16 protein-coding genes are annotated in these 20943 nt (G+C 73.0%); 14 read left to right on the top strand and 2 right to left on the bottom strand.

The annotated features are described in order from the left end of the window. Window positions 1-19: 19 nt before the first annotated feature. Entirely contained in the window at window positions 20-1219 is a 1200-nt protein-coding gene (locus ACFC0Z_RS09585) for an ROK family protein (RefSeq protein ID WP_376434554.1), read from the bottom strand. A gap of 110 nt (window positions 1220-1329) precedes the next feature. Here ACFC0Z_RS09585 and ACFC0Z_RS09580 point away from each other — a divergent pair, with 110 nt between their 5' ends. From ACFC0Z_RS09580 to ACFC0Z_RS09515, 14 genes are all read left to right on the top strand, one after another. After that, the gene (locus tag ACFC0Z_RS09580; RefSeq protein ID WP_376434552.1) at window positions 1330-2421 is read left to right on the top strand and encodes a Gfo/Idh/MocA family protein; all 1092 of its coding nucleotides are present in this window, start codon (window positions 1330-1332) and stop codon (window positions 2419-2421) included. After that, complete coding sequence (locus ACFC0Z_RS09575; RefSeq protein ID WP_376434550.1) at window positions 2415-3863, top strand: sugar ABC transporter ATP-binding protein; 1449 nt, start codon at window positions 2415-2417, stop codon at window positions 3861-3863. Before ACFC0Z_RS09580 ends, ACFC0Z_RS09575 begins: the two co-directional genes overlap by 7 nt. Then, the gene (locus ACFC0Z_RS09570; RefSeq protein ID WP_376434549.1) at window positions 3860-4849 is read left to right on the top strand and encodes an ABC transporter permease; all 990 of its coding nucleotides are present in this window, start codon (window positions 3860-3862) and stop codon (window positions 4847-4849) included. Before ACFC0Z_RS09575 ends, ACFC0Z_RS09570 begins: the two co-directional genes overlap by 4 nt. Then, complete coding sequence (locus tag ACFC0Z_RS09565) at window positions 4846-5793, top strand: ABC transporter permease (RefSeq protein WP_376434547.1); 948 nt, start codon at window positions 4846-4848, stop codon at window positions 5791-5793. The genes ACFC0Z_RS09570 and ACFC0Z_RS09565 overlap by 4 nt, the downstream gene beginning before the upstream one ends. A 10-nt stretch (window positions 5794-5803) precedes the next feature. Next, the gene (locus ACFC0Z_RS09560; RefSeq protein ID WP_376434545.1) at window positions 5804-7036 is read left to right on the top strand and encodes a substrate-binding domain-containing protein; all 1233 of its coding nucleotides are present in this window, start codon (window positions 5804-5806) and stop codon (window positions 7034-7036) included. Continuing rightward, window positions 7036-7869, top strand: coding sequence for a sugar phosphate isomerase/epimerase family protein (locus ACFC0Z_RS09555; RefSeq protein WP_376434543.1), 834 nt, complete (start codon window positions 7036-7038; stop codon window positions 7867-7869). The genes ACFC0Z_RS09560 and ACFC0Z_RS09555 overlap by 1 nt, the downstream gene beginning before the upstream one ends. A 43-nt stretch (window positions 7870-7912) precedes the next feature. Then, a complete protein-coding gene (locus ACFC0Z_RS09550) occupies window positions 7913-11449 on the top strand; it encodes a ThuA domain-containing protein (RefSeq protein ID WP_376434541.1) in 3537 nt (1178 codons plus the stop codon). A 134-nt stretch (window positions 11450-11583) separates the two neighbouring features. Continuing rightward, window positions 11584-12642 carry a sugar phosphate isomerase/epimerase family protein gene (locus ACFC0Z_RS09545; RefSeq protein WP_376434539.1) on the top strand — a complete coding sequence of 353 codons (1059 nt, stop codon included), beginning with the start codon at window positions 11584-11586 and terminating at the stop codon, window positions 12640-12642. Beyond that, the gene (locus ACFC0Z_RS09540) at window positions 12635-13822 is read left to right on the top strand and encodes an inositol-3-phosphate synthase (protein ID WP_376434537.1); all 1188 of its coding nucleotides are present in this window, start codon (window positions 12635-12637) and stop codon (window positions 13820-13822) included. The genes ACFC0Z_RS09545 and ACFC0Z_RS09540 overlap by 8 nt, the downstream gene beginning before the upstream one ends. Further along, window positions 13819-14700 (top strand): SCO3242 family prenyltransferase, encoded by an 882-nt coding sequence (locus ACFC0Z_RS09535; protein ID WP_376434535.1) that lies wholly within the window; start codon window positions 13819-13821, stop codon window positions 14698-14700. Before ACFC0Z_RS09540 ends, ACFC0Z_RS09535 begins: the two co-directional genes overlap by 4 nt. Further along, a complete protein-coding gene (locus ACFC0Z_RS09530; RefSeq protein ID WP_376434533.1) occupies window positions 14697-16130 on the top strand; it encodes an EboA domain-containing protein in 1434 nt (477 codons plus the stop codon). The genes ACFC0Z_RS09535 and ACFC0Z_RS09530 overlap by 4 nt, the downstream gene beginning before the upstream one ends. Beyond that, window positions 16117-16974 (top strand): TatD family hydrolase, encoded by an 858-nt coding sequence (locus ACFC0Z_RS09525; RefSeq protein WP_376434531.1) that lies wholly within the window; start codon window positions 16117-16119, stop codon window positions 16972-16974. Before ACFC0Z_RS09530 ends, ACFC0Z_RS09525 begins: the two co-directional genes overlap by 14 nt. Continuing rightward, window positions 16974-18176 (top strand): metabolite traffic protein EboE, encoded by a 1203-nt coding sequence (gene eboE, locus ACFC0Z_RS09520; RefSeq protein WP_376434530.1) that lies wholly within the window; start codon window positions 16974-16976, stop codon window positions 18174-18176. Before ACFC0Z_RS09525 ends, eboE begins: the two co-directional genes overlap by 1 nt. Beyond that, window positions 18173-19540, top strand: a complete 1368-nt coding sequence (locus tag ACFC0Z_RS09515; RefSeq protein ID WP_376434528.1) for an alkaline phosphatase family protein — start codon at window positions 18173-18175, stop codon at window positions 19538-19540. Before eboE ends, ACFC0Z_RS09515 begins: the two co-directional genes overlap by 4 nt. Here the strand turns inward: ACFC0Z_RS09515 and ACFC0Z_RS09510 are convergent. Beyond that, entirely contained in the window at window positions 19533-20891 is a 1359-nt protein-coding gene (locus tag ACFC0Z_RS09510; protein WP_376434527.1) for a YhgE/Pip domain-containing protein, read from the bottom strand. The two genes, ACFC0Z_RS09515 and ACFC0Z_RS09510, sit on opposite strands and share 8 nt — an antisense overlap. Between the last annotated feature and the right edge of the window lie 52 nt (window positions 20892-20943).

Raw genomic sequence — 20943 nt, 5'->3', positions numbered from 1 at the left:
GCTGACCGGGGCTGACTGGTCAGGCGGGTACGCCCTCCGGGGAGCCGCCGCCCGAGCCCGCGATGGCCCGGTCGACCGCCGCCGGGCTCAGGATGTGCTCGATCACCATCACCGAGGCCCCGATGACCCCGGCGCGGTCGCCGAGTTCGCGGCCCCTGATGGCGAGGTGCTGGGTGGCCAGCGGCAGGGAGCGGCTGTAGATGACCTCCCGTACCCCGGCGAGGAGGTGCTCGCCGGCCTCCGAGATGTCACCCCCGATGATGATCACCCCGGGGTTGAAGAAGTTCACCAGCGCGGCCAGCACGTCACCGAGGTCCCGGCCCGCCTGACGGATCAGCTGGATCGCGGCCGGGTTCCCGGCGCGGACCAGGGTCACGACGTCCCGGCTGTCCCGGGCGTCCGCCCCGGCGTCGCGGAGGCGGGCGGCGAGGGCGGCGCCGCCGGCGACCGCTTCGAGGCAGCCGGTGTTGCCGCAGCGGCAGGGCTGTTCCCCGGCGCCGGCGACCCGGATGTGGCCGATGTCGCCCGCGGAGCCCTGGGCGCCCCGGTGGAGTCGGTGCTCCGTGATGATGCCGCAGCCGATGCCCGTACCGACCTTGACGAAGAGGAGGTGCTCGACCTCGGGGCTGGCGGCCCAGTGTTCCCCCAGGGCCATGATGTTGACGTCGTTGTCGACGAGGACGGGGGCGCCGAGCCGGGGCGCGAGCCAGCCGGGGACGTCGAAGCCGTCCCAGCCCGGCATGATCGGCGGGTTCACCGGCCGGCCCGAGGTGTGCTCGACGGGTCCGGGCAGGCCGATGCCGACGCCGCACACGTCGTCGAGGGTGCGGCCGGTCTCGGCGAGCATCTCGGTGAACTGGTCGACGAGCCAGCCGAGTACGTGCTCCGGGCCCTCGGTGATGCGCAGGTCGTGACCGCGTTCGGCGACGACCCGGGTGGCGAGGTCGGTGAGGGCGATCCGCGCGTGCGTGGCGCCGAGGTCGGCGGCGAGGACCGTGCGCGCCTCGGAGTTGAAGGAGAAGGCGACGGCGGGCCGGCCCCCCGAGGAGATCGCGTCCTCGGTCGGGCGGATCCACTGCTGGTCCGCGAGGGCGTCGAGCCGCTGGGACACGGTCGACCGCGCGAGGCCGGTGATCTGCACCAACTCGGTTCGGGTACGGGCGCGTCCGTCGCGCAGGATCGCCAAGAGGGCGCCGGCGCCTGCCGGTTCGGTGGTCACCTGGGTGTTTCCTTCCCTGTCGTGGTCAGGACTGGTGGGAACCCACTAATCATAACTCCCGGCGTACTTATGGTTGACGCTCGTCATAAGTCATCCCTACGATTCGCAACATGCTCGACATACAACAGCAGTCGGCGAAAGTACGGGTAGGGATCGTCGGAACTGGCTTCATCGGCCGGATCCACGCCCGAGCCGCGCGACAAGCGGGCGCACGCCTGGTGGGCGTCGCGGGAGCGGATCTGGGGAGTGCCGAGGAGGGAGCGCGGGCGCTCGGCGCCGAGCGGGCCTTCGCGTCGGCCGCCGAACTCATCGCCTCCGGCCTCGTCGACGTCCTCCACGTCTGCACCCCCAACCACCTGCACGCCCCGATCGCGCTCGCGGCGATCGACGCGGGCCTCGCGGTCGTCTGCGAGAAACCCCTCGCCACCGACTCCGCGACGGCCCGGACGATGGCGGAGCGGGCCAAGGAGAAGGAGGCGGTCGCCGCCGTCCCCTTCGTCTACCGCTTCCACCCGATGGTCAGGGAGGCGCGGGCCCGCCTGGCCGGCCTCGGCCGGGTCAGCCTCGTCCAGGGCAGCTACCTCCAGGACTGGCTGCTCGAATCGACCGACGACAACTGGCGCGTCGACCCCGCCCTCGGCGGCCCGGGACGGACCATCGGCGACATCGGCTCGCACTGGTTCGACCTCGTCGAGTTCGTGACGGGGGACCGGATCACCAAGCTCTGCGCCCAGACCTCCGTGGTCGTCCCGCACCGCGTGGGAAGCGGCCCGGTCCTCACCGAGGACCTCGCCACCGTGCAGTTCGCCACCGCGTCCGGCGCCCTCGGCTCCGTCGCCGTGAGCCAGGTCGCCCCCGGCCGGAAGAACCGCCTCTTCCTGGAGGTCTCCGCGGCCTCCGGCAGCCTCGCCTTCGACCAGGAGAACCCCGAACAGCTCTGGCTCGGCGGCCGCGACGGTTCCCGGGCGCTCGTCCGCGACCCGCTCAGCCTCTCCGATGCCGCCCGGCCGTACTCCCCGCTCCCCGCGGGCCATCCGCAGGGCTTCCACGACTGCTTCGACGCCTTCGTCGCGGACACCTACGCCGCCATCGGCGGGGAGTTCAGGGACGGCCTGCCCACCTTCGAGGACGGCGCCCGCGCCGCCCAGCTCACCGACGCCGCGCTCCGCTCGGCGCACGACGGGGGGTGGGTCGCGTGCTGAGGATGACCGGCATCGGCAAGAGCTTCCCCGGCGCCCGCGTCCTCACCGACGTCGACCTCGCCGTCGAGCGGGGCGAGGTGCACGCCCTCATCGGGGAGAACGGCGCGGGCAAGTCGACGCTGATGAAGATCCTCGCCGGGGTCCACACCCCCGACGAGGGGACGATCGAACTCGACGGAAGCGCCGTCACGTTCAAGCACCCGACGGACGCCCAGCGCGCCGGGGTGGCCATCATCTACCAGGAGCTCACCCTCCTGCCCGAGCGGACCGTCGCCGAGAACGTCTTCCTCGGCCGCGAGCCGAAGCGCTTCGGCCTCGTCGACCGCGCGGCGATGGAGGCGGCCACGGCCTCGCTCCTCGACGAGCTCGGCGAGACCTCCTTCGGGCCGCGCGATCTCGTACGGCGCCTCTCCGTGGCGCAGCAGCAGGTCGTCGAGATCGTCAAGGCGCTCTCGGTGGACGCCCGGATCGTCGTCATGGACGAGCCGACCGCCGCCCTGGCCGAGAGCGAGGTCGAGCTGTTGTACCGGCTGGTCCGCCGGCTCGGCGAGCGTGGGGTCGCCGTCCTCTACATCTCCCACCGGCTCCGGGAGATCTTCGAACTCGCCTCCCGCGTCACCGTCCTGAAGGACGGCGCCAAGGTCGCGACCCTGCCGATCGAGGAGCTCACCACCGCCGAGCTCGTCCGCCTCATGGTCGGCCGCGAGCTCACCGAGTACTACCCGGAGCGCGCCACGCGCCCCGCCGGGGAGGTCCTCCTCTCGGTGACCGGCGGCGGCAACGACCTCCTGGACGGGATCGACCTGGAGCTGCGCGCCGGGGAGATCGTCGGCGTCGCCGGACTCCAGGGAGCGGGCCGTACGGAACTGGTCAAGGCCCTCTTCGGCGCCGAGCCCTTCACCCGGGGCGAGATGACGCCCCGCCGCCCCGGCTCCGTGCGGGAGGCGATCGCCGCCGGCATCGGGCTCGTCACCGAGGACCGCAAGGCGGAGGGGCTCGCCCTCCACCAGTCCGTACGGGACAACGCCCTGCTCGTGGCCCGCGCGAGCGGCGGACCGGGCGCCGGGGTCCCGGGCCCGAAGGTCCTGGAGCTCCTGGAGCGCGTCCGCCTCGCCCCGCCGCGCCCCGAGCAGGAGGTGCGCCACCTCTCCGGCGGCAACCAGCAGAAGGTCGTCCTCGCCAAGTGGCTGACGGTCGCCCCGAAGGTGCTCCTCTTCGACGAGCCCACCCGAGGGGTCGACGTCGGGGCGAAGGCCGCCATCCACGAGCTCGTCAGGGAACTCGCCGAGGACGGCATGGCCGTCCTGATGATCTCCTCCGAGCTTCCCGAACTCATCGGCATGAGCGACCGGGTCGTCGTCCTCAGGGACGGACGCGTCGCCGGTCACCTGCCCGCAGACTCCTCGGAGGAAGCCGTGATGCACCTGGCGGCCGGATCATGACCCTGCAGCTCCGGACCCTCCCGCTCAAGCCGCCCGCGCTGCGGGGCTTCGCCGCCGACAGTCCGGCGAGGCCCGTCTTCATGGCCTTGGGTGTCATGATCATGATCAGCTGGGTGCTGTTCGTCCTCGACGACGGCCAGTTCTTCAGCCAGGGCAACATCGTCGGCATCCAGCAGCGCTCCGCCGCCCTCGGCATCGTCGCCGTCGGCCAGACCCTCGCCATCCTCGCCGGCTCCCTCGACCTCTCCGTCGCGTTCCTGATGAGCCTCAGCTCGCTCGTCGCCGCCGAGACCATGGCCGCGTACGGCGTGCTCCCCGCCATCGGCGCCGTCCTCTTCGTCAGCGCCCTCACCGGGCTGGTCAACGGCCTGGTCATCACCGCCCTCAAGGTGCACGCCTTCATCGCCACCCTCGGCGTCTCCCTCGTCATCAAGGGCATCCTCGAACACCGCTACGACGGACCCGCGGGCCGCGTCCCCGAGTCCTTCCAGCACCTCGGCTACGACCGGATCGGCCCCGTGCCCGTCTCGGCCCTGCTCTGGCTCGCCATCGCGGCCGCCGCCTGGTTCCTGCTCCGCCGCACGCCCCTCGGCTACCGCATCCACGCCGTCGGCGGCGGCCCCGAGGTCGCCCGCCTCTCCGGCGTACGGACCGACCGCGTCCTCGTCGCCACCCACGTCCTCTGCTCCCTCACGGCCGGGGCCGCCGGACTGCTCCTCGCCGCCCGGCTCGGCGCCGGCGCCCCCACCGTCGGCACCGACGGCGGCTACGACCTGGAGTCCATCGCCGCCGTCGTCCTCGGCGGCACCGCCCTCGCCGGCGGCAAGGGCGGCGTCGCCGGGACGGTCGGCGGAGTCCTCCTCCTCGCCGTCCTCGACAGCGTCTTCAACCAGCTGGAGATCGACTCCTTCGCCAAGGACGTCGTCCGAGGAGTCGTCCTCGTCGCCGCCCTGGCGCTCTACGCCCGCCGGAGGCGCGCACGATGAGACGCAACCTGCCCATCCTCGGCGTCCTCGCCGTCCTCCTCGTCGCGGTCTCGGCCGCGAACCCCTTCTTCCTCGAACCCGAGGGCTTCCTCGCCTTCGTCAAGCGGGCCGCCCCGCTCGCGATCCTCGCCGCCGGCCAGTACTTCGTCATCGTCTCCGGCGAGTTCGACCTCTCCGTCGGCTCCCTCGTCACCGCCGAGGTCGTCATCGCCGCCCGGCTCATCGACGGCGAATCCGGCGCCACCTGGCCGGTGATCGCCCTCCTCCTCGCCTTCGGCGCCCTCGTCGGCCTCGTCAACGGCGCGGTGACCACCCTCCTGAGGGTGCCGTCGTTCATCGTCACCCTCGGCATGCTCCTCGTCCTGTCCGGCGCCGTCTTCCTCTGGACCGACGGCTCGCCGCGGGGCGCGCTCTCCGAGGAGTTCCGCCGCTTCGGCCGGGGCACCCTCGGCCCGGTGCCGTGGTCCGTGATCGTCCTCGTCGCCGTCGTCGGAGCCGTACTGGCCCTCATGCGCGCCGACTTCGGCCGTACGCTCCTCGCCTCCGGCGACAACCCGGTCGCCGCCGGGCTCTCCGGAGTGCGGGTGCACCGGGTGAAGATCCTGGCCTTCGTCCTGTCCGGCCTCTCCGCGGCGGTCTGCGCGGTACTCCTCGGCGGCTTCGCCGGGGTCTCCGCCAAGGTCGGCGAGGGGCTGGAGTTCCAGGCGATCACCGCGGTCGTCCTCGGCGGCGTGGCCCTGGGCGGCGGGCGCGGCTCGGCCGTCGCCGCCATCGCCGGGGCCTTCACGCTCCAGGCGCTCTTCACCCTCCTCAACCTGTACGGGATCTCCGGCGCCCTCGAATACACCGTCCAGGGCCTGATCCTCGTCGTCGCCGTCGCGCTCGGGAACGTCCGGCTCCCGCGGCGCCCCAGGACCCCCCGCACCGCCACCACCACCGCCTAGAGGAAGCATCATGCAGCTCATTCCCAGACGCGTTCTCGCCGCCTCCGCCGTGGCCGCCCTCGTGGCGCTGGCCGGCTGCTCCAGTGACCTGCCGGCCGACTCCGCCGCCCCCGGCGCCTCCAGCGACGCCTCGAAGACCCCCGGCGCGGGGGCGAGCACCGAGGGACCGAAGAAGACCGGCGAGCAGTCCGACTTCTTCGTCCAGGCCGACTACGACGCCCAGCTCGCCATGCGCACCGCGACCCCGACCGGCCCCGCCGACAAGCCGTGGGAGCAGGCCATCGACCCGAAGCCGGTCGACACCGCCACGTACAAGAAGGCGGGTCCGTACCACCTCTGCTTCTCCAACGCGGCCACGAACAACCCCTGGCGCCAGGTCGGCTGGAAGGCCATGCAGGCCGAGGTCGCCGCCCACCCCGAGATCGCCAAGTTCACCGTCCTCGACGCCGAGGGCAAGGACGACAAGCAGATCTCCGACATCGCCGAGCTCCAGGCCAAGGGCTGCGACGCCCTCATCGTCTCGCCCAACACCACCGCCACCCTCACCCCGGCCGTCAAGGGCGCCTGCCCGAAGGTCCCGGTCATCGTCTTCGACCGCGGCGTCGGCACCGACTGCCCCGTCACCTTCATCAAGCCGATCGGCGGCTACGCCTTCGGCGCCGAGGCCGCCGAGTTCCTCACCGAGAAGGTCAAGCCCGGCGGGAAGATCCTCGCCCTGCGGATCCTGCCCGGCGTCGACGTCCTGGAGACCCGGTGGTCGGCGGCGAAGGTCGCCTTCGACAAGAGCGAACTCGACGTGGTGGGCGTGGAGTTCACCGACGGCGACGCCGCCAAGACGAAGAGCATCGTCACCAACTACATCCAGCGCCACGGGAAGATCGACGGCGTCTGGCTGGACGCCGGAGCGACCTCCGTCGCCGCGATCGAGGCCTTCGAGGACGCCGGTCTGCCCGTCCCGCCGATCAACGGCGAGGACCAGCAGGACTTCCTCCAGAAGTGGAAGGACGCGAAGCTCACCGCGATCGCCCCGACCTACCCGACGTACCAGTGGCGTACCCCGGTCCTCGCCGCGCTGAGGATCCTCAAGGGCGAGAGCGTCCCGAAGGTCTGGAACCTGCCGCAGCCGACGATCACCCAGGAGAACCTGGACACCTATCTGAAGCCCGGCATGCCGCCGCTGCACTACGCGCTCTGCGGCTGCGAGAAGATGGCCGGCTACCCGCAGAAGTGGGGCGGGAAGTAGTGCCCGCGATCGGCGTCAACACCTGGGTCTGGGACTCGCCGTCCACCGACGGGACGCTCGGCCGGCTCGTCCCGAAGGTCGCCGCATGGGGCTTCGACACCGTCGAACTCCCCGTCGAGCAGCCGGGCGACTGGTCGCCCGAGCGGGCCGCCGCCCTCCTCCACGAGCACGGCCTCGCCGCCTCGGTCGTCCTCGTCATGCCTCCCGGCCGCGAGCTCGTGGCGGCCTCGCCCGAGACGATCCGCGACACCCAGGACTACCTGCGGCACTGCGTGGACGTCGCCGTCACCGTCGGCTCCCCGACCGTCTGCGGCCCGGCCTACGCCTCCGTGGGCCGCACCTGGAAGCTCGACGCGGGCGAGCGGCGCGCCGTCCTCGCCGAGCTCCGGGAGAACCTCGCGCCCGTCCTCGCGTACGCCGGGGAGCGCGGCGTACGGATCGGGGTCGAGCCGCTCAACCGGTACGAGACCAGCCTGATCAACACCGTCGAACAGGCCCTCGACGCCCTCCCCGACGAGTGCGGCGTCGCGCTCGACACCTACCACCTGAACATCGAGGAAAGGAGCCCCGCCCAGGCGATCCGGGACGCGGGATCCCGTATCGCGCTCCTCCAGGTCTGCGGCACGGACCGCGGCGCCCCCGGCGCCGACCACTTCGACTGGACCGCCTTCGCCTCGGCGGTCAAGGACGCGGAGTACACCGGCCCGTGGGTCATCGAGTCCTTCACACCGGACAACACCACGATCGCGACCGCGGCCTCCGTCTGGCGCCCCCTCGCGGCCAGTCAGGACGACCTGGCCACGGGCGGACTCGCGTTCCTCCGCACCCTCTGACACCGCGCGTCACGTCTCTCCCCTCCCCTTCACGGAGATCACAGTGCAGACATCACGACGGAGCCGCTTCCTGGCGGCTCTGACCGTCACCACACTCGGCGCCCTCCTCCTGCCCGGCACCCTCGCCCAGGCGGCCGAGAATCCCGACTTCAAGGTCCTCCTCTTCACCAAGACGGCGGCCGGCGCGTACCGGCACGCCTCCATGGACGCGGCCGTCCAGGCCTTCGACCAGCTCGGTGCCGACAACAACTTCCAGGTGGACCGCAGCGAGGACGCGAGCGTCTTCAACACCGCCACCCTGAACTCCTACGACGCCGTGGTCATGCTCCAGACCTCCGGCATGGTGTGGGACACCGATGCCCAGCGCGCCGCCGCCCAGGAGTACGTGCGCAGCGGACACGGCATCGTGGCCGTCCACAACGCCACGGACATGAACATCGAGTCCCAGTTCCCCTGGTGGGACGACGTCCTCATGGCCGGCGCCCACATGACCGCGCACTCCAGCATCGTGCAGGGCACCGCCAAGGTCGCCGACCAGGCCCACCCGTCCACGAAGGGCCTCCCGGACCGCTGGACGCGGGCCGAGGAGTGGTACAACTTCGACAAGAACGCGCGCGGTGACGTGCACGTCCTCGTCACGGCCGACGAGACCACGTACGACGCGGGCGGCGCGAGGATGGGCGCCGACCACCCCATCTCCTGGTGCCGCAACACCGAGGGCGGCAAGGTCTGGGCCACCGCCATGGGCCACGAGACCGCCTCGTACAGCGAGCCGCTGTTCAAGCAGCACCTCCTCGGCGGCCTCAAGTGGGCGGCCGGAAACGAGGCCGGTGACTGCGGCGGCACGGTCAGGAACCGCTACCAGAAGGTCACCCTCGACAGCGCGCCCGACCAGCCCATGCAGCTGGACGTGGCGGACGACGGCGAGGTCTGGTACGTCTCCCGCTCCGGCGCGGTCAACTTCATCCACACCCACGACGACGTGCCCGAGACCCACGTGGCCGGACGCCTCAACGTGTACGACGGCGGCGAGGACGGCGGCATCGGCCTCGCCCTCGACCCGGACTTCGCCACCAACCGCTGGGTGTACGTGAACCACTCGCCGGCCGGCACCGCCGAGATCAACCGGGTCTCGCGGTTCACCGTCAAGAGCGACGACACCCTCGACATGGCCAGCGAGAAGACCGTCATCGAGGTCCCGGCCTACCGCGAGACCGACGAGCCCGGCCACACCGGCGGCGGCCTCGACTTCGGCCCCGGCGGCAACCTCTACATCGGCGTCGGCGACGACACCAACCCCTTCGCCTCCGACGGCTACACGCCGATCGACGAGCGGCCGGGCCGCGAGAAGTACGACGCCCAGCGCTCCTCCGCCAACACCGACGACCTGCGCGGCAAGATCCTGCGCGTCCACCCCGAGGCGGGCGGCGGCTACACGGTCCCGGCGGGCAACATGTTCGCGCCCGGCACCGCCAAGACCCGGCCCGAGATCTACGCCATGGGCTTCCGCAACGTCTTCCGCTTCGGCGTCGACCCGGTCACCGGCTGGATCTCCGCCGGCGAGTACGGCCCCGACGCGGGCCAGGAGAACCCCAACCGCGGACCCGAGGGCACCGTCGAGTGGAACCTGATCAAGGGCCCCGGCTTCTACGGCTGGCCGTACTGTGTGGGGAACAACACCCCGTTCAACGACTACGACTTCGCCACCAGCACCTCCGGCGCGAAGTTCGACTGCGCGGCGCCCGTCAACAACTCGCCGAACAACACCGGCCTGACGAACCTGCCCCCGGCCAAGGCGGCCACGGTCTGGTACGACTACCACGCCTCCGAGGAGTTCCCCGAGATCGAGGTCACCGGCGGCGCGGCCCCGATGGGCGGCCCGTTCTACCGCTACGACGCTGCCAGCACCTCGGAGCGGAAGTTCCCCGAGTACTACGACAAGACGCCGTTCTTCTACGAGTGGAGCCGTAACGTCGTCAAGGAGTTCCGTCTCGACGGGGCCGGCGGCCTCCTCAAGATCAGCCCGTTCGTCGCCGAGCTCGCCCCGCGCGCGCCGATCGACATGAAGTTCGGCCCCGACGGCGCCCTGTACGTCGCCGAGTGGGGCAACGGCTTCGGCCACTCCAACACCGACGACGGCATCTACCGCGTCGACTACGTCGCCGGCAACCGCACCCCGCTCGCGAAGATCGCCGCCACCCCCGACTCCGGTCAGGGTCCGCTCCAGGTCACCTTCTCCGCGGCCGGCTCCGCCGACCCCGACGGCGACGGCCTGACCTACGCCTGGGACTTCGGCGACGGCGCCACCGGCACGGGCGCGAACCCGACGCACACCTACACCGTCAACGGCACCTACACGGCCCGGCTCACGGTCTCCGACCCCGCGGGCAAGGCGGGCATCGCCAGCACCACCATCACCGTCGGCAACACCCGCCCCAAGGTCACCTTCGTCACCCCCGCCAACGGCAGCGTCGTCAACTACGGCGACACGCTCACCTACACGGTCTCCGTGACCGACCCCGAGGACGGCGCCGTCGACTGCTCCCGGGTCGTCGTCACCGCAGCCCTCGGCCACGACAGCCACAGCCACGACACCGGCCAGTTCACCGGCTGCACCGGCACGATCACCACCAGCGCCTCGGGCCACGACGCCACCGCCGACACCTCCGTCGTCCTCTCGGCCGACTACGTCGACGACGGCGGGCTCCAGGGCACCACGACGGTGAAGCTCCAGCCCCGCCACAAGCAGGCCGAGTACTTCACCGCCCAGTCCGGCATCCGCGTCGTCGAGCAGAGCGGCGCCGAGAACGGCAAGCGCCTCGGCGACATCGACGACGGCGACTGGGTCTCCTTCTCGCCCCTGAACCTGACCGGCGTGCGGACCGTCACCTTCCGCCTCTCGGCCCCGACCGCGACCGGCGGCTCCATCGAGCTCCGGGCCGGCTCGCCGACCGGCGCCCTGATCTCCACCACCCCCGTCCCGGCCACCGGCGACTGGGACACGTACGTCACCACCGTGCCGGTCCCGATCACCGATCCGGGCGGTACGCAGACGGTGTACGCGGTCTTCAAGGCGCCCACCAACCGCTCCTACGACGTGGACGCGATCGAGTTCGACGGCTCCGGCACCGGCGTTCCGGTCCCGCCGCAGAGCGGCCGCACCTACGCCGTGACCAGCGCCCACAGCGCCAAGAAGATGGACGTGCGCGGCGGATCCACCGCCGACGGCGCGGCCGTCATCCAGTACGACGCCAACGGCGGCACCAACCAGCAGTGGCGGCTCACGGCGGCCGGCACCGGCGCCTTCACCCTCTCCGCGGTCCACAGCGGCAAGTGCCTGGACCTGCCCGACGCCAAGGGCGCCGTGAACGTCCAGCAGTGGACCTGCTCCGCCACCGCGACCGACCAGCGCTGGAAGCTCGTGGAGAAGACCACGGGCTCCTACCAGATCGTCTCGGTCTCCACCGGCAAGTGCCTGGACATCCCGCAGGCCTCCACCGCGAACGACGTCCAGCTCACCACGGTCCGCTGCGCCAACCGCGCGACCAGCCAGCTGTGGAGGTTCGGCCTGATCGGCTGAGCCCCACCCGGACACCCGGGGCCGCCCGCACCCTGACCGCGGACGGCCCCGGGCCCCACCCCGGCGGCCCTCGGCCCCGCCCCTCCCGCACCACACGCACACCCCCTGTTCCTGATGCCGGAAGTGGACACGCCATGACCCGTCCGATCACCCTCTTCACCGGTCAGTGGGCCGACCTCCCGTTCGACGAGGTCTGCCGGCTCGCCTCCCAATGGGGCTACGACGGCCTGGAGATCGCCTGCTGGGGCGACCACTTCGAGGTCGACCGCGCCCTCGCCGACCCCGCCTACGTCCGCCGGAAGCGGGAGGTCCTCGACGCACACGGCCTCTCCGTCTGGGCGATCTCCAACCACCTCGTCGGCCAGGCCGTCTGCGACGACCCCATCGACGAGCGGCACCGGGCGATCCTGCCCGCCCGCCTCTGGGACGCGGACCCCGAGACCGTACGGCGCAACGCGGCCCGCGAGATGGCCGACACCGCCCGGGCGGCGGCGCTCCTCGGCGTCGACACCGTCGTCGGCTTCACCGGCTCGTCGATCTGGCACACCGTCGCCATGTTCCCGCCCGCCACCCCCGGCATGATCGAGGCCGGCTACCGCGACTTCGCCGACCGCTGGAACCCCGTCCTCGACGTCTTCGAGGAGCACGGCGTCCGCTTCGCCCTCGAAGTTCACCCCAGCGAGATCGCCTACGACTACTGGACCACCCGCCGCACCCTCGACGCCATCGGCCACCGGCCGTCCTTCGGCCTCAACTGGGACCCGTCCCACATGGTCTGGCAGGACATCGACCCCGCCGCCTTCCTCCTCGACTTCGCCGACCGCATCTACCACGTCGACTGCAAGGACACCCGCGTCCGTGTCGGCGACGGCCGCCGCGGACGCCTCTCCTCCCACCTGCCCTGGGGCGACCCCCGGCGCGGCTGGGACTTCGTCTCCACCGGCCGCGGGGACGTGCCCTGGGAGGACTGCTTCCGCGCGCTCAACTTCATCGGCTACGAGGGCCCCGTCTCCATCGAGTGGGAGGACGCCGGAATGGACCGCCTCGACGGAGCTGCTGAGGCCGTCGGTCTCATCCGCCGCCTCGCGGCCACCCGGCTCCCGGCCGCGTCCTTCGACGCCGCCTTCGCCACCGCCGCCACCGGAGACACCACCGACACCGAAGACCCGAAGGAGGGAACCCGCCATGAGTGAGAACACCCCCGCCGCACCCGGCCGCGTCGGCGTCTGGTTCGTCGGCGCCCGAGGCTCCGTCGCCACCACGGCCGCCGTCGGCGCCGCCGCCCTCGCCGCCGGCCTCGTCCCGCCCACCGGCCTGGTCTCCGCCCTCGACGACTTCGACGGCGCCGGACTCCCCGCCCTCGACCGCCTCGTCCTCGGCGGCCACGACGTCACCGACACGCCGCTGACCAAGCGGGCCGAACAGCTCGCCGCCGGGGGAGTGTTCCCCGCGATGCTGCTCCCCGCCGTCGAGACGGCGCTCCTCGCCGCCGACCGCGAGATCCGCCCCGGCGCCCGCACGCCCTCCGCCCGGCCCCTGCGCGAGGCGGCCACCGCGCTCACCGCGGACCTCGTCTCCTTCCGCGAGCGCCACGGCCTCGACCAGATCGTCGTCGTCGACGTCTCCTCCACCGAACCCCCGGCCGCCGCCCACCCGGCCCACGGCGACCTCACCAGCCTGGAGGAAGCCCTCGACCACGAGCCCGACGTCCTCCCGGCCAGCTCCCTCTATGCCTACGCGGCCCTGCGCGCCGACTGCGCCCACATCGGGTTCACCCCCTCCCAGGGCCTCCGCGTCCCGGCCCTGCACACCCTCGCCCAGCTGCGCCGCCTGCCGTACGCGGGCTGCGACGGGAAGACCGGCGAGACCCTCGTCCGTACGGCCCTGGGACCGATGTTCGCCCACCGCGCCCTGCGCGTACGGTCCTGGTCCGGCACCAACCTGCTCGGCGGCGGCGACGGCGCGACCCTCGCCGACCCCCAGGCCGCCCTCAGCAAGAACACCTCCAAGCGCAGCGGCCTCACCGCCATGCTCGGCGACGGCGTCGAGGGCCTCACCCACATCGACTACGTACCGAGCATGGGCGAACTGAAGACGGCGTGGGACCACATCGCCTTCGACGGCTTCCTCGGCACCGCCATGACCCTCCAGTTCACCTGGCAGGGCGTCGACTCCGCGCTCGCCGCGCCCCTCGTCCTCGACCTCGCCCGCTTCCTCGCCCGCGCCCGCGAGCTCGGCGCCACCGGACCGCAGGAGCAGCTGTCCTTCTTCTTCAAGGACCCGGTACGGGCGGAGGGCTCGGCGGCCGAACACCGTCTGGTCACCCAGTTCGAGGCGCTGCGGGCCTGGTACGCGGGGGAGGCGGCCCGGTGACCGCCGGACTCCGCGCGCGGGCCCGCGCCTTCGCGGAGCTCGTCCGGGCTCCCGCCGCGCTCACCGTCCTCGGCGACACCCTCGCGGGCGCCGCCGCGAGCGGACGCCCCGCCGCTCCGACGGTCCGCCTCGCGACCGCCTCGACCTGCCTGTACTGGGCGGGCATGGCGCTCAACGACTACGCCGACCGCGAGGAGGACGCCGAGGAACGCCCCGGCCGCCCCGTGCCCTCGGGCCGGGTCGGCCCCGGCGCCGCCCTCGCGACCGCCGCCGTGCTCACCACGGCCGGGCTCACCGCCGCCGCCGCGGCCGGGGGCCGCGACACCCTGGCGGTCGCCGTCCCGCTCGCCGCCACCGTCTGGGCCTACGACCTCCGCCTCAAGAACACCCGGTACGGGCCCGCCGCCATGGCCGCCGCCCGGGGCCTCGACGTCCTCATGGGCGCGGGCGCCCGCCGGTCCCGCCGCGCCCTCGCCCCCGCCGCCCTCCTCGCCGGGCACACGTACGCGGTCACGGCGGTCAGCCGCCGCGAGACCCTCGGCGGGGGCGCCTCCCTGCCCGCCGGGGCGCTCGCCGCCACCGGCGCGGTCGGCCTCGTCGCCGCCGCGCTCACCCCGCCGACCGCCGCCCGCGCCCACCGCGCCGCCTCCACCGCCCTCCTCGGCGGCTACGCCCTCGCGGCCGGCTCCGCCCAGCTGGCCGCGACCGTCCGCCCCGACGCCCCCCACCTCCAGCGGGCCGTCGGGGCCGGGATCCACGCCATGATCCCGCTCCAGGCGGCGCTGACCGCGCGCGGCGGCTCGATCCGTGCCGCGCTCTCGCTCCTGGCCGCCTACCCCCTGGCCAGGGGCCTGTCCCGGAAGGTGTCCCCGACATGACCGCACCCCCCGCACCCCCCGGCGGGCCCGCCGCGCTCCGTTTCGGCTACGGCACCAACGGCCTCGGCGACCACCGCCTCGACGAGGCCCTCGAGGTGATCGCCGGACTCGGCTACACCGGAGTCGCCCTCACCCTCGACCGCGGCCACCTGGACCCGTACACCGCCGACCTCGGGCGCCGGCTCGCCCGCACCCGCCGCCGGCTCTCCGCCCTGGGCCTCGCCGTCGTCGTCGAGACCGGCGCCCGCTACCTCCTCGACCCCTGGCGCAAGCACGCCCCCACCCTGCTCGACAGCGATCCGGAGGGACGCGCCCGCAGGCTCGGGTACCTGCGCCGGGCCGTCGGCATCGCGGCCGACCTGGAGGCCGAGGCGGTCTCCTTCTGGAGCGGGAGCCCCGAGCCCGGGACGCCCGACGAGGAGGCCTTCCGCCACCTCGCCGAGGGCTGCGCGGCCCTCGTCGAGACCGCCCGGCTCACCGGCGTCCGGCTCGGCTTCGAGCCCGAGCCCGGGATGCTGATCGAGGACCTCGACGGGTACGAGCGGCTGCGCGCGGCCCTCGGGGACCCGGACACCTTCGGCCTCACCCTCGACATCGGCCACTGCCAGTGCCTGGAGACGGCCGCGCCCGCCGACTGCGTACGCCGCGCCGCGCCCTGGCTCGTCAACGTACAGATCGAGGACATGCGGCGGGGCACCCACGAGCACCTGGAGTTCGGGGACGGCGAGATCGACTTCCCGCCGGTCCTCGCCGCGCTCGCCGCGTCCGGGTACGGCGGGCTCGTCTCCGTCGAACTCCCGCGCCACGGCCACAGCGGCCCGCGCACCGCCGCCCGTTCGCTCGACGCCCTGCGGGCCGCCTCCGCCCACCCCTGGACGGCCGAAGCGGTCCGCCGCGTCGCCGCCGACCCGGGCGCGCTCGCCACGCTCTTCCCCGTCGCCGCCCGACAGACGGCCCCCGGCACCGGGGACGCCGTACGCGCCCAGCTGCTCCAGGCCCTGCCCGGCACCGGGCCCGAGCGGGCGAAGGCCCTGGCGGAGGTGTACGGGCAGGGGGACGCCGCCGAACGGCTCGCCGTCCTGCGGGCCCTGCCGCTCCTCGACCGCGACGGAGCCCTCGGGGACGGGGCGCTCCCGCTCGTCGCCGACGCCCTCCGCGCCAACGACGCGCGGCTCGTCACCGCCGCCGTCGGCCCGTACGCGGCCCGGCACCTCGACCAGGCCGCCTGGCGCCAGGCCGTCCTGAAATGCGTCTTCATGGGCATCCCGCTGGACGCCGTCGCGGGCCTCGCCCGCCGCACCGACCCCGAACTCGTCCGCATGTTCCGGGCGTTCGCGACCGAGCGCACCGCCGCCGGCCGGGCCGTACCCGAGGACCTGCTGACGCGGCTCGACCTCCACGACACGGGAGACCGCCATGCGCATCTTTGACCCCCACATCCACATGACCTCCCGCACCACCGACGACTACCGCGCCATGGCCGCCGCCGGCGTCCGCGCCCTCGTCGAGCCCGCGTTCTGGCTCGGCCAGCCGCGCACCAGCCCGGGCAGCTTCCGCGACTACTTCGACGCCCTCCTCGGCTGGGAGCCCTACCGGGCCGCCCAGTACGGCGTCCGGCACTACTGCGCCCTCGCCCTCAACCCCAAGGAGGCCAACGACCCCCGCTGCCTCCCGGTCCTCGACGACCTGCCCCGCTACCTGGTGAAGGACAACGTCGTCGCCGTCGGCGAGATCGGCTTCGACGCGATGACCGAGGCCGAGGAGCACGCCTTCACCACGCAGCTCGCGCTCGCCCGCGCACACGGCCTGCCCGCGCTCGTGCACACCCCGCACCGCGACAAGGCCGTCGGCACCGCCCGCACCCTGGAGATCGTCCGCGCCGACGGCATCGACCCCTCGCTCGTCGTCGTCGACCACCTCAACGAGGTCACCGCGCCGCTCGTCGCCGCCTCCGGCTGCTGGATGGGCTTCTCCATCTACCCCGACACCAAGATGGACCCGGACCGCATGGTCGCGATCCTCAGGACGCACGGCACCCGCCGGATCCTGGTCAACTCCGCCGCCGACTGGGGCCACAGCGACCCGCTGCGCACCCACGCCACCGCCCTCGCGATGCTCGGCGCCGGGTTCACCGAGGACGACGTCGACCAGGTGCTGTGGCGCAACCCCGTCGAGTTCTACGGACAGAGCGGCCGTCTCCTCCTCGACGAACCCGAACTCCCCGCCGCCGAGGACCTGTTCGCCGGGAACTCCGTACGGCGGGGCGGCTGCTGATGCGGCTGGCCCACCCCGGCGGCGCGACCGTCCACCTCGGCTACTGCACCAACGTGCACCCGGCCGAGGACCTGGCCGGCATCCTCGCCCAGCTCGACACCCACGCCCTGCCCGTACGCGAACGCCTCGACGAGCCGGTCCTCGGCATCGGCCTGTGGCTCGCCCACGAGCCGGCCGCCGAGCTCGCCGCCGACCCCGCCCTGACCCGGCGTCTCCGCTCCGAACTGACCGCGCGCGGACTCGAAGTGGTGACCCTGAACGGCTTCCCGTACGGCGGATTCCACCAGCCCGTCGTCAAGCACGCCGTCTACCACCCGGACTGGACCTCGCCCGAACGACGGCTCTACACCGAGAACCTGGCCTGCGTCCTCGCCGGACTCCTGCCCGACGACGTGCCGGAAGGCAGCATCTCCACCCTCCCGTTCGGCTGGCGCGACGGGTGGCTCCCGGACCACTCCGGTCTGGCGGGCCACCAGGTCAAGCTCCTCGGCGACGAACTCGACGCGATCCGGCGGGAGACCGGACGCACCATCCGGATCGCCTTCGAACCGGAGCCCGGCTGCGTCGTCGAGACCACCGACGACGCCGTCCGGCACCTGTCCGGGCTCGACCCGCGCCACTTCGGTCTCTGCCTCGACGTCTGCCACCTCGCCGTCGCCTTCGAGACCCCCGAGGAGGCCCTGGGCAGGCTCGCCGACGCCGGAATCCCCGTGGTCAAGGCCCAGATCTCCTGCGCCCTGCACGCCGAGGACCCGGCCGACCCGGCCACCAGGGCGGCGCTCGCCGCCTTCGACGAACCCCGCTTCCTCCACCAGACCCGCCGGACCCCCGCCGGTCCGGGGCGGCCCGCCACCGGCACCGACGACCTGACGGAGGCCCTCACCGGCCTCGGGGACGACAGCCCCTGGCGTACGCACTTCCACATCCCCCTGCACGCCGACCCCGTTCCCCCGCTCGTCTCCACCCGGCCCGTCCTGCGGGCCGCCCTCGCCGCGCTCCTGCGCGCCGACCAGCCGGTCACCCGGCACCTGGAGACCGAGACCTACACCTGGTCCGTGCTGCCCGAACCCCCGACCGACGCGGCGGGTCTCGCCGCCGGAATCGCCGCCGAACTCGACTGGACGCGCCGCGAACTCCTCGCCCTCGGACTGGCGGGAGACACCGTGGTCCCCGAACCGAACAGGAGCACCCGAAGCCGATGAGTGTCGTCGTCCTGGACGTCGTGGGCCTCACCCCGCGCACGCTCGCCCACATGCCCCACCTGCGCGCCGCCGCCGAGACCGGCTTCACCGCCGCCCTCGACACGGTCCTGCCCGCCGTCACCTGCTCCGTCCAGTCCACCTTCCTCACCGGGCTCATGCCCGCCGAGCACGGCATCGTCGGCAACGGCTGGTACGACCGCGACATGGGCGAGGTCGCCTTCTGGCGGCAGCACAACGCCCTCGTCCGGGGCGAGAAGATCTGGCAGACGGCCCGCCGCGCCCGCCCCGGCCTCAAGGTCGCCAACATCTGCTGGTGGTACGCGATGGGGGCCGACGTCGACATCACCGTCACCCCGCGACCCGTCTACCACTACGACGGCCGCAAGTCGCCCGACTGCTACACCGTTCCGGCCGGCCTCCGCGACACCCTCACCGAGGCGCTCGGCCCCTTCCCGCTCTTCGACTACTGGGGGCCCCGGGCGGGGCTCGCCTCCTCCCGGTGGATCGTCGACGCGACCCGCCGGATCCTCGCCGACCACGACCCGGACCTCGCCTTCGTCTACCTCCCGCACCTGGACTACGACCTCCAGCGCTTCGGCCCGGACTCCCCGCGGGCCCGTACCGCGGCCCGCGAGCTCGACACCGTCCTCGCCCCGCTCCTCGCGGCCCTCGCGGCGCGCGGGAGCACGGTCGTGGCGCTGAGCGAGTACGGCATCACCGAGGTCCGGCGGCCCGTGGACATCAACCGGGTCCTGCGCCGCGAGGGCCTCCTGAACGTCCACACGCAGCAGGGGATGGAGTACCTCGACCCCTGGACCTCGCGGGCCTTCGCGACCCCGGACCACCAGCTCTCGCACGTGTACGTCGCCGACCCCGAGGACGTGGAACGCGTACGGGAACTCCTCCTGGAGGTCGACGGCATCGAGCAGGTCCTCGACCGGGACGGGCAGGCGAAGGCCGGGCTCGACCACCCCCGGGCCGGGGAACTCGTCGCGGTGGCCGCCGCCGACAGCTGGTTCACCTACTACTACTGGCTGGACGAGGACCGCGCCCCGGACTTCGCCCGGGGCGTCGAGATCCACCGCAAGCCCGGATACGACCCGGCGGAACTGTTCTTCGACCCGGCCGACCCGCTGGTGATGGCCAGGGCGGCGATGAGCGTCGCCAAGTTCAAGCTGGGCATCCGGGGCGGCATGTCCGTCGTCCCGACGGACCCGTCCTGCGTCCGGGGCAGCCACGGCCGCCTTCCGGAGGACCCGGAGGACGGGCCCGTACTCCTCTGCTCGCGGCCCGCGCACGCGCGGGAACGTTTCCACGCCACCGAGGTCAAGGACTTCCTGCTGTCCTGCCTGGAGGTCAGCTGACGGGGAGGGGTTCCGGGGCCGGCCGCGGGGCGGGGGTGTCCGGCGCGACCCGGTGCAGGCCCTTGCGGTCGTAGAACCGGGTCACGGCGAGACCGCCGAGGAGCGAGAGGGCGAAGCCGAAACCGGTCATCGCCCAGGCACGGCCGAGTCCGGCCTCGGCCTGGGCGTCGAAGTAGAGGATCGACCGCACGCCGTCGACGACCTGGCGGAAGGGTTCGAAGTCGGCGAGGAACCGGTAGAAGCCGGGGAGCGCCTCCAGCGGGATGGTGGCACCCGCCGAGGGGATGGCCAGGCCGATCAGGACCAGCATGGAGACGATCGGGCCGGGCGCGCCGAAGGTGGCCAGCAGCGCCAGGGCGGTGATGCCCATCGCGGCGGTGGCGCACGTCCCGAAGAACCACAGCTGGGTCAGGTGGGCGGCGTCGATGCCGACGACGCCGACGGCGGCGAGCAGCGCGAGCGCCGAGGTCAGCGCGGAGACCACGGTCATCAGGACGGTGGCGACCGCGAAGTGCCGGACGCGGCTGATGTGCTGGACCGGCCTGGTCCTGCGGATCGGTCCGGTCTCGTGGGCGAGGTAGCCGAGCGCGGTGTCGAGCTGCGCGTGGATCACGTTGGCGCCGAGCATGCCGCCGAGGACGAGCACGAGGGTGTAGAAGAAGGCGCTCAGACCGAGGCCGCTGTGGTCACCGAGGGGGTGGCCCTCCTCGACCGTGACCGTGATCGGGTCGGCGATCATCAGCTGCGCGGCGGCGCCGGGCTTCGCGGCCGTGGCGGCGTGGGCGCTGCGCTTGCTCAGCAGGGCGGTGAGCCGCTCGCCCAACTGCGTGGAGGTCGTGTGGACGACCTCGCGGTTGATCTCGGCGGCCATCGAGGAGCCGAAGCTGCCGGCGGCGGGGTTGGTCAGCACGGTCATGGCCGGCGGGTGGGGCCGGTTCTGGACCGGGCCCGCGAGCGCGGCGACGGAGGCGGAGAAGTCCTCGGGGATGACGAGCGCGCCGTACACCTTGTTGCTGTCGAGCAGCTCGTCGGCGGCGGCCCGGTCCACTCGCTGCCAGGCGACCTTGTCCTCGAGCTGGGAGGAGGCCGTGATCTGCTCCGCCACCTGCGCCCCGAGGTCGACGTGCTTGCCGCCGACCTCGGCTCCGCGGTCCTCGACGACGAGCGCGACCGGCAGGTCCTTCAGGGAGCCGACGGGGTCGTTGTTGGCACCCAGGTAGAGCAGCGAGAGGACGAAGGACAACAGCCCGACGGTCAGTGCCGAGGTCAGCCACAGGCTGCGTCGGCGGAGCAGACCGCGTGCGCTCACCCGGAGGGCGGGGCTCGGCTTGTGGGGGCTGGGGGGTGGCATGGGGCTCCCAATGACGCTCTGGAAAGTTGCACTTTCTAACCTAGCAGTGAAA

It is taken from the genome of Streptomyces sp. NPDC056144 (genome assembly GCF_042264145.1).
GTDB lineage: Bacteria > Actinomycetota > Actinomycetes > Streptomycetales > Streptomycetaceae > Streptomyces.
This window is presented reverse-complemented; position numbering and strand designations above follow the sequence as displayed.

What these genes read in the sequence shown, in the direction of transcription:
- ACFC0Z_RS09580 (WP_376434552.1), top strand. Translation starts at nt 1,330, where the DNA reads ATGCTCGACATACAACAGCAGTCGGCGAAAGTACGGGTAGGGATCGTC.
- ACFC0Z_RS09570 (WP_376434549.1), top strand. Translation starts at nt 3,860, where the DNA reads ATGACCCTGCAGCTCCGGACCCTCCCGCTCAAGCCGCCCGCGCTGCGG.
- ACFC0Z_RS09565 (WP_376434547.1), top strand. Translation starts at nt 4,846, where the DNA reads ATGAGACGCAACCTGCCCATCCTCGGCGTCCTCGCCGTCCTCCTCGTC.
- ACFC0Z_RS09560 (WP_376434545.1), top strand. Translation starts at nt 5,804, where the DNA reads ATGCAGCTCATTCCCAGACGCGTTCTCGCCGCCTCCGCCGTGGCCGCC.
- ACFC0Z_RS09545 (WP_376434539.1), top strand. Translation starts at nt 11,584, where the DNA reads ATGACCCGTCCGATCACCCTCTTCACCGGTCAGTGGGCCGACCTCCCG.
- ACFC0Z_RS09540 (WP_376434537.1), top strand. Translation starts at nt 12,635, where the DNA reads ATGAGTGAGAACACCCCCGCCGCACCCGGCCGCGTCGGCGTCTGGTTC.
- ACFC0Z_RS09530 (WP_376434533.1), top strand. Translation starts at nt 14,697, where the DNA reads ATGACCGCACCCCCCGCACCCCCCGGCGGGCCCGCCGCGCTCCGTTTC.
- ACFC0Z_RS09525 (WP_376434531.1), top strand. Translation starts at nt 16,117, where the DNA reads ATGCGCATCTTTGACCCCCACATCCACATGACCTCCCGCACCACCGAC.
- eboE (WP_376434530.1), top strand. Translation starts at nt 16,974, where the DNA reads ATGCGGCTGGCCCACCCCGGCGGCGCGACCGTCCACCTCGGCTACTGC.
- ACFC0Z_RS09515 (WP_376434528.1), top strand. Translation starts at nt 18,173, where the DNA reads ATGAGTGTCGTCGTCCTGGACGTCGTGGGCCTCACCCCGCGCACGCTC.
- ACFC0Z_RS09510 (WP_376434527.1), bottom strand. Translation starts at nt 20,891, where the DNA reads ATGCCACCCCCCAGCCCCCACAAGCCGAGCCCCGCCCTCCGGGTGAGC.